General features: G+C 68.5%; 14 protein-coding genes. 9 read left to right on the top strand and 5 right to left on the bottom strand.

The genetic code is table 11. From position 1 onward, the window contains the following. Positions 1-39: 39 nt before the first annotated feature. From IU452_RS22660 to IU452_RS22645, 4 genes are all read right to left on the bottom strand, one after another. Positions 40-594: a DUF2165 domain-containing protein gene (locus IU452_RS22660; RefSeq protein ID WP_195111122.1), complete on the bottom strand. Its 555-nt coding sequence runs from the start codon at positions 592-594 to the stop codon at positions 40-42. Positions 595-657: 63 nt separating this feature from the next. Continuing rightward, positions 658-906 carry a hypothetical protein gene (locus IU452_RS22655; protein ID WP_195111121.1) on the bottom strand — a complete coding sequence of 83 codons (249 nt, stop codon included), beginning with the start codon at positions 904-906 and terminating at the stop codon, positions 658-660. A 144-nt stretch (positions 907-1,050) separates the two neighbouring features. Further along, the gene (locus IU452_RS22650; protein ID WP_195111120.1) at positions 1,051-1,527 is read right to left on the bottom strand and encodes a M15 family metallopeptidase; all 477 of its coding nucleotides are present in this window, start codon (positions 1,525-1,527) and stop codon (positions 1,051-1,053) included. A 54-nt stretch (positions 1,528-1,581) separates the two neighbouring features. Next, entirely contained in the window at positions 1,582-2,958 is a 1,377-nt protein-coding gene (locus IU452_RS22645; RefSeq protein ID WP_228818525.1) for an MFS transporter, read from the bottom strand. A gap of 102 nt (positions 2,959-3,060) precedes the next feature. Between IU452_RS22645 and IU452_RS22640 the strand changes: the two genes are divergently transcribed. From IU452_RS22640 to IU452_RS22635, 3 genes are all read left to right on the top strand, one after another. Beyond that, positions 3,061-3,915 carry a helix-turn-helix transcriptional regulator gene (locus IU452_RS22640; RefSeq protein WP_324192759.1) on the top strand — a complete coding sequence of 285 codons (855 nt, stop codon included), beginning with the start codon at positions 3,061-3,063 and terminating at the stop codon, positions 3,913-3,915. Between the two features lie 105 nt (positions 3,916-4,020). After that, positions 4,021-4,149 (top strand): hypothetical protein, encoded by a 129-nt coding sequence (locus IU452_RS38970; protein ID WP_267467612.1) that lies wholly within the window; start codon positions 4,021-4,023, stop codon positions 4,147-4,149. Positions 4,150-4,200: 51 nt separating this feature from the next. Continuing rightward, positions 4,201-5,640, top strand: a complete 1,440-nt coding sequence (locus tag IU452_RS22635) for an FAD-binding oxidoreductase (protein ID WP_195111118.1) — start codon at positions 4,201-4,203, stop codon at positions 5,638-5,640. Between the two features lie 64 nt (positions 5,641-5,704). On the opposite strand, the gene IU452_RS22630 is transcribed toward IU452_RS22635, so the two are convergent. After that, positions 5,705-7,390, bottom strand: a complete 1,686-nt coding sequence (locus IU452_RS22630; RefSeq protein WP_195111117.1) for a fumarate hydratase — start codon at positions 7,388-7,390, stop codon at positions 5,705-5,707. Between the two features lie 214 nt (positions 7,391-7,604). Here IU452_RS22630 and IU452_RS22625 point away from each other — a divergent pair, with 214 nt between their 5' ends. The 6 genes from IU452_RS22625 to IU452_RS22600 all read left to right on the top strand — a co-directional run bounded on the left by IU452_RS22625 (position 7,605) and on the right by IU452_RS22600 (position 12,895). Then, the gene (locus tag IU452_RS22625) at positions 7,605-8,126 is read left to right on the top strand and encodes a MarR family winged helix-turn-helix transcriptional regulator (protein ID WP_195111116.1); all 522 of its coding nucleotides are present in this window, start codon (positions 7,605-7,607) and stop codon (positions 8,124-8,126) included. Positions 8,127-8,278: 152 nt separating this feature from the next. Beyond that, the gene (locus IU452_RS22620) at positions 8,279-9,163 is read left to right on the top strand and encodes an STAS domain-containing protein (protein ID WP_195111115.1); all 885 of its coding nucleotides are present in this window, start codon (positions 8,279-8,281) and stop codon (positions 9,161-9,163) included. 14 nt (positions 9,164-9,177) lie between these two features. Then, positions 9,178-9,567 carry an STAS domain-containing protein gene (locus tag IU452_RS22615; RefSeq protein ID WP_195111114.1) on the top strand — a complete coding sequence of 130 codons (390 nt, stop codon included), beginning with the start codon at positions 9,178-9,180 and terminating at the stop codon, positions 9,565-9,567. A gap of 22 nt (positions 9,568-9,589) precedes the next feature. Next, on the top strand, positions 9,590-9,970 hold the full coding sequence (locus IU452_RS22610) for an ATP-binding protein (protein WP_195111299.1): 381 nt from the start codon (positions 9,590-9,592) through the stop codon (positions 9,968-9,970). Further along, complete coding sequence (locus tag IU452_RS22605) at positions 9,963-10,595, top strand: SpoIIE family protein phosphatase (protein ID WP_195111113.1); 633 nt, start codon at positions 9,963-9,965, stop codon at positions 10,593-10,595. The genes IU452_RS22610 and IU452_RS22605 overlap by 8 nt, the downstream gene beginning before the upstream one ends. Beyond that, complete coding sequence (locus IU452_RS22600) at positions 10,592-12,895, top strand: SpoIIE family protein phosphatase (RefSeq protein WP_195111112.1); 2,304 nt, start codon at positions 10,592-10,594, stop codon at positions 12,893-12,895. The genes IU452_RS22605 and IU452_RS22600 overlap by 4 nt, the downstream gene beginning before the upstream one ends. Positions 12,896-13,037 lie beyond the last annotated feature (142 nt).

The following is a 13,037-nucleotide window of genomic DNA, read 5'->3' as shown; positions in this document are numbered from 1 at the left end:
ATGCAGGACAGGTTCGGTCCTAGATTCGGAGGAATGCGTTTACGCAGGCGGGGCGCTGCTGCCGGGCGCAGGCGTCTTCCGGTCGGGAAGATGGAGCAGGATCAGGCCGACGGCGGCGATCAGGAAGTTCTGCAAGGCGGCCGACGAGGCATTGACCTCCTTGTTGGCCCACATGCGGAACCATTCCCCGGCGATCGTCAGGAAGCCGCCGAGGAACAAGACGATCACCATGATCCAGCCGAGGCTGGACAGTTTCACCGCAAGGTCCTCGGCGGGCCGGCCCGCGAGGGTGCGCACCCATGCCACGGCGGCCGACAGCAGCACCAGGGCGATCAGGAATTCCCAGATCACGATGAGGATGTAGACGACGAGGACAACCGTGTCGTTGGTGATGGCGTGCCAGTCGATGGAGGCATGGCGGATCGTCCTCTCCATGGACAGCACCGCGGCGACGCCGCGCCGGTTGGTGTCGGTATCGGTGCAGTTGGTCACGGCAACGATCAAGTAGTAGAGCCCGGTGATGGCCGCCAGCACCGTGACCGCCATGCGACGGCTGCCGACCACTTCGAGGAATCTGTTGCCGCTGAGGCTCATTCGGTCACGCCCTCCGACTGCGGGTTACTGCTGTCGGGAAACGATTGTGCCCCAGATGCATTCTCACCGCTCGGTCTGTGCCGCGTCGGCCGGTGCGATCACGACCTGGGCCGGGCGTTCCGCGGGGGGCCGTGGCTGCGCGTAGCCCAGCCACCCCGTCCCGACGAAGACCGCCAGCAACAGCGCCGTCGGCAACTCCAGCAGCAACCACCCCGGTGGGCAGTACGCGCGAAATCCGGTAACCGCGGGTTTGCGCGGACATTCGCCGATCGGCACCGACCAGCCGACCGCCCCCGGGATCCGCCGTTCCACTCGAGCCTCCGTCGCTTGTGGCCGCCCGGCCGTTTGCCGAGCTATCGCCAGCTCATCAGGATGCCGAACGGCGGGCCCGGCCGCAGGGATTTCCGAGCGGACAATCCGCGTGTCCGCAAAAGTTAGCTGGATCGACGGCGCCGGCTACCGATCGCTGGCATCCGGCAGGCGCGGCGGGCAGGTGCCGCCGGGCACGGTGACCAATTCGAAATGCCACCATTCGTTCTCGTAGGTGCGGCACAGGCCCCAGCGGGTGCCGTTGGCTTCCAACCAGCGCGCACCCTGTTCGGGCCCCACATCGATCGCCCGGCCTTGGACGTGGGTGGATTCGTTCGGCGGCAGCACCCAGCGGCGGGCGGTGTCCGGACTGCCGTGGGTGGCGATGCCCTGCTCCCACAGCTGTTCCTGCTCCTCGGGGGTGCGATATCCGGACACGATCCACAGCGGGACACCCTGCCCGTGCGCCTCTCGTTCGGCGAAGGTGTACGCGGCGGCGAGCAGCGGATCCAGTCCCGTGGTTCCGGCAGCGGATTCGGCGGCGTGCACGGCAGGGCCCGACAGCGCGGGCCCCCACATGGCAACACCCAGTACCAACGCCGAACCGGCTATTTCTCGCAGCATCCGCCGATCGTAACCATTGCGGCAAACCGGACCGACCGATGCCACCCCGCCGTGTCACCGTCGTACCCGCAGCCCCAGCGCGGCCACGGTGGTCACCAACAGCAGCGCCGCGACGACCACCAGTCCTGTCGTCATGCCGTGCCCGAATCCCGCCGGACCCGCGATCAGCGAGCCGAACACCGCCACCGCCACCGCGCCGCCGACCTGCCGCACCGCATTGAGGATGCCTCCGGCCATGCCCGCGCGCTCGGCCGCCACGCTGTCGAGCAGCACACTCATGAGCGTCGGCACCGCCAGCCCACCACCCAGCCCGATCGGCATCGCCAGCAGCGCCATCGCGAAGGCCGGAGTGGAATCCCGCACGAACAGCAGCAGCAACGACCCCACGATCACCGTCAGCTGCCCGCCGATCACCGGCACTCGCGGCCCGAATCGGCCCGCCAGGCGGGGCGAGATCAGATTCGCGACGGGGATCAGCGCCATCATCGGCACGAACACGAGTCCCGCGTGCAGTGCCGAATACCCGCGGACCTGCTGCAGATACAGGCTCAGCACGAAGACGGTGCCGTAAAAGGCGGCATTGAACGCGAATGCCACCGCCATCGTGATCGACACGGCCCGCACCCGGAACAAACCGAGCGGTACCATCGGCTGCTCGAGCCGCAATTCGACGCCGACGAAGCCGAGGGCGGCCAGCACGGCCACGGCCGCGGCGATGAGCACCGGCGCGCTGCCGTATCCCCGGTGCCCGCCCTCGATCAGGGCGAAGGTCAGGCCGGCCAGGGCCACGATCGCCGTCACCTGTCCGGCCGGATCCAGCGGCGCAGCCCGGCGCGGCGACCGTCCGATCCGCGTCACCAACCACAGCGCCACCACACCGACGGGCAGGTTGATCAGGAAGATCGCACGCCAGTTCCAGGCCGTCAGCAATCCGCCCAGCACCGGACCGGCGGCAATGGCGACCGATCCCGCGACCGCCCAGATCGACACCGCCCACGCCCGCCGCGCCGGATCCGCATAGCCCTGCCGGATCAGCGACAGCGACGACGGCAGCACCAGCGCCGCGGCCATCCCCTGCAGGAATCGGGCGCCGATGAGCCAGGCGAGGGTCGGGGCCGCCCCGCAGGCGACCGACGCCAGCGTGAATCCGGCCAGGCCGATCGAAAACGCCCGGTCGGCACCGATCCGGTCGGCCAGCGAACCGGCCGACAGCAGCAGCGAGGCGAACATCAGGGTGTAGCCGTCGACCACCCACTGCAGGCCGGACATGTCCGCGGCCAGCTGTCGTCCCAGCACCGGCAGGGCGACGTTCACCACCGAAGCGTCCAGGATGATCAAGAAACTTCCGAACAGTGCGGGAATCAACACCATCGACGTCCGGGAGCGCCGGTGCACCGGGATCGCCGGTGCGGAATTCAAGGTCATCGACATGCTGCCGAGTGTGACCGGATCGGCGGAAAACAGGCAGGCCGCACGCATCCAGGGTGCGCCACAACCCCTTTCGTCTCGCCGGGCGTCCCTACAATGCGAGGCGTGGATCAGGGTGAACTGGGCAGATATCTGCGGACCCGGCGCGAGCGCGTCCGACCGGCCGAGGTGGGCCTGCCGACGGCGGGGGTGCGCCGCACTCCCGGGTTGCGCCGCGAGGAGCTGGCGACCCTGGCCGGAGTGAGCGTCGACTACTACATTCGGCTCGAACGCGGGAAAGAGACCAATCCCAGTCCCGCCGTCCTGCAGCGGCTGGCCGCGGCGCTGCGCCTGACCGAGGCCGAGACCGCCCATCTCGAGGCGCTGGCGGCCCGCACGGCCGGGCATCGGTCGCCGCGGCGGCGTCCGGCCAGCCGCACCGTGCGGCCCAGCGCCCGGCTGTTGCTCGAGACGGTGCGCCCGAATCCGGCGTTCGTGGTGAATCACATCAACGATCTGCTCGAGGCCAATCCCGGTGGGCTCGCGCTGTTTCCGGGCCTGCTGGACTTTCCGCCCGCCCAGCGCAACCTCATTCGCTACCACTTCCTGCATCCGGCGGCGCGCACACTCTGGGTGGACTGGGAGAACCTGGTGGCCGGGAGCGTCGCCCATCTGCGCGCGATGGCCGGATCCGATCCCGACGATCCGGCATTGAGCGCACTGGTGGGCGAATTGATCGTCAAGAGCCCGGAATTCGCGCGACTGTGGAATCGGTACGACGTCCGTCCCCGCAGCGCGGGCAGCAAGGCGTACAACCATCCGACCATCGGGCGGGTGTGCCTGGAATACGAGAGTCTGCCCCTGGCCGACAGCGACGGCCAGCGGGTGGTGATCTATCTCGCCGAACCCGGCACGCCCGACCACGATGCCATGGTGCTGCTCGATATGTCCGCGCAGACAGCATTTTCCCAGCCACACTGAGCCTCCTGCCGCTAGCTGCGTCTGCGCCGTTTTCGCGAGTCCTCCGGACAGGAAAGCAACGCACCGGTTACCGTTAGGCGGTGTCCCGACGGTGAGGAGGGTGTGATGGCTCTTCCGATCTCCGCAAATCTGCTCGTGCCCTTGGCGGCCGCCGTCGGTGCCGCGACGCTGGTGGCATTGTCGATCTTCGCACCGCCGCGAACCCTGACACTGCCTGGCGAAGCCCGCGACTGAATGACACAGTGGACACCGGAGATGGATTCGCCAGAGCATCCGAACACACGCATGAACGATCGTGACCGTACCGTGCCGGGAGTCTCGCGGCGATCGGTGCTGCTCGGCGCGGGCGGACTCGCCGCGGCGCAGGCGTTGGCCTTGCCGGCCGCCGCCGCCGACGCGATCGATCCGAGCGCATGGAATGCCTTGCGACAGCAGCTGCGAGGCACCCTCGTCCTCCCCGGTGACGGCGAATTCGGTTCGGCGAAGGCCTTGTTCGATCCGCAGTTCGATCGCGCGGCGCCGGTGGCGGTCGTAAGCGCGGCCACCGCCGAGGATGTCCAGGCCGCCGCGGCCTTCGCCCACGAACACCGGCTCGCGGTGTCCGCTCGCTCCGGCGGCCATTCTTATGTGGGTGCCTCCGCAACCGACGCCGCGCTGGTCATCGATGTCCGGCGCCTGGACGCCATCGCCGTCGACGGCGACCGGGTCACCATCGGGTCCGGTGCCACCACCTACGCCGTGCAGACCGCCTTGGCCGCATCGGGCCTCACCCTCCCCCTGGGTACCTGCCCCACCGTGGGCATCGCGGGCCTGACTCTCGGCGGCGGCCTCGGCGTCGACAACCGCCGCTACGGCCTGACCTGTGACCGGCTGCTCTCGGCAACACTCGTGCTGCCCAACGGAAGTACCGCCGAGACATCGGCAGCACAGCTCCCCGGCCTGTTCTGGGCGCTGCGGGGAGCGGGCGGCGCCTGCGGCATCGTCACCTCCCTCACCTATCGCACCCACCCGGCGGAGTCGAAAGACATTGTGCGCGTGAGTTTTCCCGCCGATTCCGCCGCGCGGGTCCTCACCGGATGGGCCCAGTGGCTGCCGAGCGCCGACCGCGCCGTCTGGTCGAATCTCGAGGTATGGGCCACCGGTACCGGGATCGGCTGCGCGGCAATGATCGTCTGCCCGGCCGGCCGAGGCGAGGCGGCCACCACCGAATTGGCCACGGCCGCAATGACGGCGCCGACCTCCGTCACCAGCCGAACCCTTCCCCATCTGGATGCGGTCGGCCATCTCGGCGGCGGCACCACCACCCCGCGCTCGACAAAAGTGGCGGGCTCCGATGTGGTCGACAGGCTCTCCGCCACCGTCTCCGAAGCCATCGTCGAGACGATCACCGCCCGATCACGCAGCGGCGCACAAGGTTACGTGTTGATCGACCCTCTCGACGGGGCAGTCCGCGACACCGCGGCCGATGCCACCGCATTCCCCTGGCGCCACCACGCGGCCGTCCTCCAGTGGATCGTGGAGGCACCCGCCTCCCCGCCGGATGCCCGCCGCTGGATCGCCGACGCGCACCGCGCCCTCGGCCCGGCCGCCGCGGGCGCCTACACCAACTACGTCGAGCCCGACGCCGACCCCCAGCGCTACTACGGCGACAACCTCACCCGGCTGCGGGCCGTCCGGCAAGCCGTCGACCCCGACCGCCGACTGCGGCCGGGAATCCCGTTCTGACTCAGACCCGTTCCGTCCCGCCGCAAACCCGTTCCGTCCCGCCTCAGACCCGTTCCGTTCTGACTCAGACCCGTTCCTTGGAACGGGTACGCACGCGCAGCGCGATCGGCTTCTGGGTCTCGGCGAAGAAGTCGTTGCCCTTGTCGTCGACGACGATGAACGCCGGGAAGTCCTCGACCTCGATCTTCCACACCGCCTCCATACCGAGCTCCGGATACTCCAGCACCTCGACGGATTTGATGCAGTCCAGCGCCAGCCGCGCCGCGGGACCGCCGATGGAGCCCAGGTAGAACCCGCCGTGCTCCTTGCACGCCCGAGTCACCTGCGCCGAGCGGTTGCCCTTGGCCAACATGACGAACGAACCGCCGGCGGCCTGGAACTGGTCGACATAGGAGTCCATGCGCCCCGCCGTGGTCGGGCCGAACGAGCCGGACGCATAACCCTCCGGGGTCTTGGCGGGACCGGCGTAGTACACCGCCATATCCCGCATGTACCACGGCATCTCCTCGCCCGCGTCCAGCCGCTCCTTGATCTTGGCGTGGGCGATATCGCGGGCAACCACCAGCGGGCCGGTCAGCGACAGCCGGGTCTTCACCGGATATTTCGACAGTTCGGCGCGGATCTCCGACATCGGCCGGTTCAGATCGATCTTCACCACGTCGCCGCCGAGGATCTCGTCGGTCTGCTCCGGAAGATACTGTGCCGGTTCGCGTTCCAGCTGCTCCAGGAACACGCCCTCGGGGGTGATCTTGGCCAGCGCCTGCCGGTCGGCCGAACAGGACACCGCGATCGCCACCGGGCAGCTGGCGCCGTGGCGCGGCAGCCGGATCACGCGCACGTCGTGGCAGAAGTACTTGCCGCCGAATTGCGCACCGATCCCGAAGGATTGGGTGAGCTTGAACACCTGCTCCTCCAGCTCCAGATCCCGGAAGCCGTGTGCGGCCATGGATCCCGAGGTGGGCATGGTGTCCAGGTAGTGGGCCGAGGCGTATTTCGCCGTCTTGAGCGCGAATTCGGCGCTGGTACCACCGATCACGACGGCCAGGTGATAGGGCGGGCAGGCCGCGGTGCCCAGCGAGCGGATCTTCTCGTCCAGGAATTCGAGCATTCGATCCGGATTCAGGATCGCCTTGGTCTCCTGGTACAGGAACGACTTGTTCGCCGAACCGCCGCCCTTGGCCATGAACAGGAACTTGTAGGCCGGATGCGCCGGGTCGCCGGGGCTGGAATACAACTCGACCTGCGCGGGCAGGTTGGTGCCGGTGTTGCGCTCCTCCCACATCGACAGCGGAGCCAACTGCGAGTAGCGCAGATTCAGCTTCGTGTACGCGTCGAAGACGCCCCGGCTGATCCATTCGGCGTCGTCCGCACCGGTCAGCACGCCCTCGGATTTCTTACCCATGACGATCGCGGTGCCGGTGTCCTGACACATCGGCAGCACGCCACCCGCCGAGATGTTCACGTTCTTCAGCAGATCCAGCGCCACGAACCGGTCGTTGCCCGACGACTCCGGATCGTCGATGATCTTGCGCAGCTGGGCCAGATGCGCCGGGCGCAGATAGTGGCTGATGTCGTGCATCGCCTCCGCGGTGAGCATCCGCAGCACCTCGGGGTCCACCTGCAGGAACGTCCGCCCACCCGCCTCGAATGTGTGGACGCCCTCGGTGGTCAGCAGCCGGTACGGGGTGTCATCGGCGCCGATCGGCAGCAGATCCGAGTAGAGAAAATCGGGCGCGGTCACGAAACGCATGCTCCTTGGGCGGGTCCGAGCACGGACGCGGCGGTTATCCAGCGATTCGCACTCTAACCAGCACCCGAGACACCCCCGATCTCAGGCAAGCCTAATCTTGTCCGCCGGGCCCTTAGGTTGCACCTTCAACAGCGTCGGTGTACCTGTCGTTTTGAAGTGGTGGCCGACAACGGGGAGGCAATAGCATGACCAATCAGGGACCTGGAGAGGAATCGTGACCGAACCCCGTTGGCTCGACGACCTCGAAAAGCGCGCTTGGCTCGGCTTCGTGTTCACCCGCGACCTGATCGCCGCTGCGGTAGGCCGCGATTCGCTGCGCGCCTCCAACCTCACCTACGTCGAGTACACGGTGCTCGCCCGCCTCGCCGACGCCCCCGAACAGCGCCGCAGCTTCGCCGACCTCGCCGCCGTACTCGAGTGGTCGCAAAGTCGCCTGTCGCACCAGATAACCCGGATGGAGAAGCGGGGATTGGTTGCGCGCGAATCGATTCCGGACGATGCCCGCCGCACCGCGGCCGTGCTCACCACCAAGGGCGCCGAGGTGCTGGCCACCGCCGCACCCGCCCACGTCGACAGTGTCCGTCGTCACATGATCGATGTGCTCGACCGCGACCAGTTGACCGCCCTCGCCGACATCTATGACACACTGCTGGCCCACCATCGAAGACCGACCGATCATCGCGGGGCCCATATCGACCACGAGTCTCCCGGGCATCGCAACGGACGGACGGGGTGATTGCGGCAATCCCCCAGGTCATCGATGTTTGGTTTGTGCCCCATCGGGTATGGGGTAAGACTAGGCTCGGCAACGGCAAGCGTTGAGCAGCCGCGGGCGAGCCACCCCTGACGAGCAACCGACCTACCCTTACGAAAGGGGCAGGAACTTCCATGTCCGACGTGTCCACCGGCTTGTCGCCGGATTCACTGCCGGTCGACAACCTGCTTCCGCAGCTGGTCGAGCACCTGCGGCAGAACCGCACGGAGCTGCGCGAGGAATGGGCCCGTCGCATCGGTGATGCCGCACTGCTCACCGCGATGACCCCCGAGGAGATCTTCTCCGAGGCCACCTCGATCTACGACAACTACGTCGAGGCGCTGCAGACCGGTAGCGTCGAGGCGCTGCAGGCCTACGCCCGCGATCTGTCCGAGCGCATCATTCCCCGGGGCGTCGAGACCGACGAGGTCATCGGCATCGTGCTGCTGCTGCGAGATGTTCTGGCACGCAGCCTGTTCGAGAAGTACCAGACCAATTTCGACCTGCTGAAGCGGGTTCTCGACGCCTACGAACCGGCCGCCAACCGCATCGCCAACACGGTGGCCATCAGCTTCGTGCAGGAGCGCGAGCGCGTCATCCGCCAGCAGCAGGAAGCCATCCGCGAGCTGTCGACTCCCGTGCTCCAGGTGCGTGAGCAGCTGCTGATCCTGCCCATCATCGGCGTGCTGGACAGCCAGCGCGCCCGCCAGCTCACCGAACAGCTGCTGCGCGCGATCCGGGCCAATCGCGCCAAGGTGGTCGTCATCGACATCACCGGTGTGCCCATGATCGACTCCACTGTCGCCAACCACCTGGTGCAGACGGTCGACGCCTCCAATCTGATGGGTGCCAATGTCATCATCACCGGCCTGTCGTCGGAGATCGCGCTGGCCCTGGTGACCATCGGGCTGGATCTGACGAAGATGAACGCCGTGGGTGACCTGCAGGGTGGTATCGAAGAAGCGGAGCGGCTGCTCGGTTACGAGATCTCGCGGTTGACCGATCGCGACGGACGGTAAGCCGGGGGGACCCCATGCCGGTACCCATCCTCAAGCAGGGCACCTACCTCATCGCGTCCGTGCAATCGGCCCTGACGGACGCCGATACCGAGCGGCTGCAGGACGACCTGATGAAGTACGTCAGCAAATACCGCGCCCAGGGCATCATCGTCGACGTCACCGCGATCGATGTCATGGACTCCTTCGCCGCTCGTTCCCTGCGTACCATCGCCCACATGACCAAGCTGCGGGGGGCCGAGACGGTCATAGTCGGCCTGCAGCCCGAGGTGGCGTTCGCGATGGTCCAGCTGGGTCTGACGTTCGAGGACATGCACACCGCACTGGATCTCGAGGAAGGTTTGGCCTGGCTCAACAGCAAGCTCCCCGCCCGCCGCCAGCGAGACGGTCGTGACCGTGACCGCTGACAACGTGGTGATCGCGGTGAAGATGTCGAACGACATCGTGACCGCACGTCAGGCTGGGCGGGAACTCGCGGCGAAGCTGGGTTTCTCGTTGACCGACATCACCATGATCTCCACGGCCATCTCCGAGGTGGCCCGCAACATCACCAGTTATGCGGGCACCGGCGAGATACGCATCACCGTGGAGGAGCGCGAGGGGCGGCGCGCACTGGTTGTGCAAGCACAGGATCAGGGGCCGGGCATCCGCGATATCGCCCGCGCCCTCGAGGACGGCTATTCCACCGGCCGCGGGCTCGGTTTGGGCCTGCCGGGCGCGCGGCGGCTGATGGATCGGCTGCTGATCGACTCCGCGCCCGGCCAGGGCACACTGGTGGAGATGTGGAAGTGGGTGCCCGCCAGTGCATGAGGACGGGCATATCGGCGCGGTCGAATGGGCGGTCGCGGGCCGTGCGCTTCCGGGCCAGCGGGTGTCCGGTGATCGATCGATAGTGCTCGACGCGGGCGGCGGGGCGGCATTGTTCGCGGTGCTCGACGGTCTCGGACACGGTAATGCGGCGGCCGAGGCCGCCGACCGGGCCGCGCAGGTGCTGTCGGAGAACCGGGCCGAGCCGCTGGATGTGCTGATGGTGATGTGCCACCGGGCGATGGCCGACACCCGCGGGGCCGCCGTCTCGCTGGCCCTGTTCGACTCGGCCGACCGGCTGCACTGGCTCGGCGTCGGCAATGTCGATTCGCGCGTCATCGCGGCCGGTCCGGTCAAGCCGACCGTTCGTGCGGCCGCGCTGCTGACCGGCGGCATCGTCGGCTATCTGCTGCCGCCGAATCTGCAGACGCAGACGGTGGTGGTGCGGCCGGGTGATCTGCTGCTGATGTCCACCGACGGCATCGCCGGTGAGGTCGTCGACGGTATCGACCTGGCGAAGACGACGGCCGAGATCACCGCCGAGATCCTCGAACGCCACGCCAAGGACACCGACGACGCCCTCGTCCTGGCCGCCCGCCACCGCGGGCCGACGGGTCCCGTGTCATGAGCGCCGTGCTGGCGGCGTTCCGCGAGGCGTATTCGAATGCGCTTCGCCTGCATCTGGATTCACCGACACAGCACACCTTGGCCGAAGGCTACGAACTGGGCCGCCGCGCGCTGGTCGAGGGCGTCAGCATTCTCGATCTGACCGAGCACCACTTCCGGCTGGTCGACCGCGAGGGGCTCGTCGACGGCCGCCCGGCCGTCTCCGCCGACGCGAGCCACGACGGCGATCGGGCCGAGGCGGCGCTGGAGTTCCTGCTGCAGACCCTGGCCGCCCTCGACGTGGCCACGCGCGGATTCTTGGACAGCACCCGCAGTTACGAGCTGCAGCGGTTGCGCGCCGAGGATCTCGCCGACCGGGACGCGTTTCGCACGGCGCTGGTGGAATCGCTGCAGGACGGTTTCTTCGTCGCCGATGCGCGCGGCACCATCACCGAGGTGAATTCGGCCTTCGGCGCGCTGACCGGGTACGGCCCGGAGGGGTTGCCGTATCGGCTTCCGCATCCGTGGTCGCCCGAGGACGGGCCGCGCTACCCGGATCTGGGGACCGAGGCGGCCCGGTTCGTCATGCCGATCCAGCATCGGGACGGGCGGCGGCTGTGGCTCGCGGTGAGCACCTCGTCGCTGGTGAAGCCGGAGGACGACGAGCGCGTCTACGTCGGCACCATCCGTGACGTCACCGCCGAACACGATGCGCAGGCGCGCGACCAGGCCGTGTCGCGGCTGGCGACGGCGGTGGGTGCGGCGACCAGTGTGGTCGAGGTGCTCTCGGTAGGGCTCGAGGAGTTGCGGCGCGCGATCGGCGCGGAGACCGCGGTGGTGTCGGTGTGGCCGAACCGGACGACCGCGCCGGATCTGTATGTGTCCGGGCCGGTGGCGAGCGCGCACGACGGGCCTGAATCCTCGTCCACCGCCATCGAATCCGATGCGGCGGTGTCGCGGCAGGTGCTCGACGCGCGGGCCCGGGCGCTGCTGGACCGGGTGCGGCTGCGGCCCGGCCGGGGCATGTTCGTGATCCCCGAGGGCGCGGCCAGCTCCGAGGGCATCGTCGCGCCGCTCGGCGAGACCGGGGATGCGGCACTGTGGTTGCGTTTCGCCGCGCCCCGCGCCATCAGCGCCGGGGATCGGGCGCTGTTCTCGCTGCTGGTGGGTCATCTCAGCCTGGCCGTGCAGCGGGCCCGCAACTTCGACCAGGCGCGCTCGACGTCGCTGACCCTGCAGCGGGCCATGCTCGGCCCGATCGAGCTGCCGCCGCGGTTCTCGGTGCATTACGAGCCCGCCCTGCCGCCGCTCGAGATCGGCGGCGACTGGTACGACGTGGTGCAGCTGCGCGACGGGAGCATCGGCGTGGTGGTCGGCGACTGTGTCGGCCGTGGCCTGTCCGCGGCGGTGGTGATGGGCCAATTGCGCACGGCCGCACGGGCTTTGCTGCTGCGCGGAGCGGGCCCGGCACAGCTGCTGGCGGAACTGGACACGGTGGCCGCCCGCATTCCGGGCGCGATGTGCACGACCGTGTGTGCGGCCATCCTCGATCCGGAGCGCGGCATCGTCCGCTATTCGAGCGCCGGGCATATGCCGCCGGTGCTGGCCGGGCCCGGCAGCAAGGGGCGGCTGCTCGAGGGCGGCCGCGCGGTACCGCTGGCCACCTTCGACCCGCCGAGCCGCCCCGAGGCCACGACCGCGCTCGAACCGGGCTCGACGCTGGTGTTGTTCACCGACGGCCTGGTCGAGCACCGCGGGGTCGACATCGATGACCGGTTCGACGACCTCGCCGACGAATTGTCCGATGCCGCACACCATTTGCCGCGCGAGGTGGCCGACGCGGTGCTGTCGCGGCTGCGTCCGCCCGCCGGTTACGACGACGACGTGGCCATGGTGGTCTATCGGCAGCCGCCGCGCCCCCTGCATTTGGACGTCCCCGCCGAGGCGCACCGGCTCTCCGGCGTCCGCCGCGCCCTGGCGGCGTGGCTCACCGCGGCCGCCGTCCCGCACGAACGCGCCGCCGACCTGGTCGCCGCCGCCAACGAGGCGTGCAGCAACTGCATCGAACACGCCTACCTCGACAGCTCCCCCGGCCGCGTCGTCCTCACCGCCGACTGCGCCATGGACCGCGTCACCGTCGAGGTCGCCGACACCGGCATCTGGCGCCCCCAGCCCGACGATCCGGGCCACCGCGGCCGCGGCATCACCATGATGCGGGCCCTCACCGACGAACTGACCATCGATCACATCGGCATCGGGACCCAGGTCCGCATGACCACCAAACTCCCCGCCGTCGCCTTCTCCGCGGCGAGCCGGGTCTGAGGTGTCGGCGATTCGATCCGAATGCCCGGGATTTCCCGATACACCTGGGGTTTTCATGGTGGTGATTACTACGAATCATCAGTCAATCCACCCCGCGATGCAGCGCTGGAGGCGTGTTCATGGCAGATTGTCTTGATGTGAC

It is taken from the genome of Nocardia transvalensis, from assembly GCF_015477765.1.
Lineage (GTDB): Bacteria > Actinomycetota > Actinomycetes > Mycobacteriales > Mycobacteriaceae > Nocardia > Nocardia transvalensis_A.
Note: the sequence above shows the minus strand (reverse complement) of the source record. Positions and strands in the feature narration are given on the sequence as shown.

Coding starts and splice junctions, on each gene's coding strand:
- IU452_RS22660 (WP_195111122.1), bottom strand. CDS start 594: ATGAGCCTCAGCGGCAACAGATTCCTCGAAGTGGTCGGCAGCCGTCGC.
- IU452_RS22650 (WP_195111120.1), bottom strand. CDS start 1,527: ATGCTGCGAGAAATAGCCGGTTCGGCGTTGGTACTGGGTGTTGCCATG.
- IU452_RS22645 (WP_228818525.1), bottom strand. CDS start 2,958: ATGTCGATGACCTTGAATTCCGCACCGGCGATCCCGGTGCACCGGCGC.
- IU452_RS38970 (WP_267467612.1), top strand. CDS start 4,021: ATGGCTCTTCCGATCTCCGCAAATCTGCTCGTGCCCTTGGCGGCCGCC.
- IU452_RS22635 (WP_195111118.1), top strand. CDS start 4,201: ATGAACGATCGTGACCGTACCGTGCCGGGAGTCTCGCGGCGATCGGTG.
- IU452_RS22630 (WP_195111117.1), bottom strand. CDS start 7,390: ATGCGTTTCGTGACCGCGCCCGATTTTCTCTACTCGGATCTGCTGCCG.
- IU452_RS22620 (WP_195111115.1), top strand. CDS start 8,279: ATGTCCGACGTGTCCACCGGCTTGTCGCCGGATTCACTGCCGGTCGAC.
- IU452_RS22615 (WP_195111114.1), top strand. CDS start 9,178: ATGCCGGTACCCATCCTCAAGCAGGGCACCTACCTCATCGCGTCCGTG.
- IU452_RS22610 (WP_195111299.1), top strand. CDS start 9,590: ATGTCGAACGACATCGTGACCGCACGTCAGGCTGGGCGGGAACTCGCG.
- IU452_RS22600 (WP_195111112.1), top strand. CDS start 10,592: ATGAGCGCCGTGCTGGCGGCGTTCCGCGAGGCGTATTCGAATGCGCTT.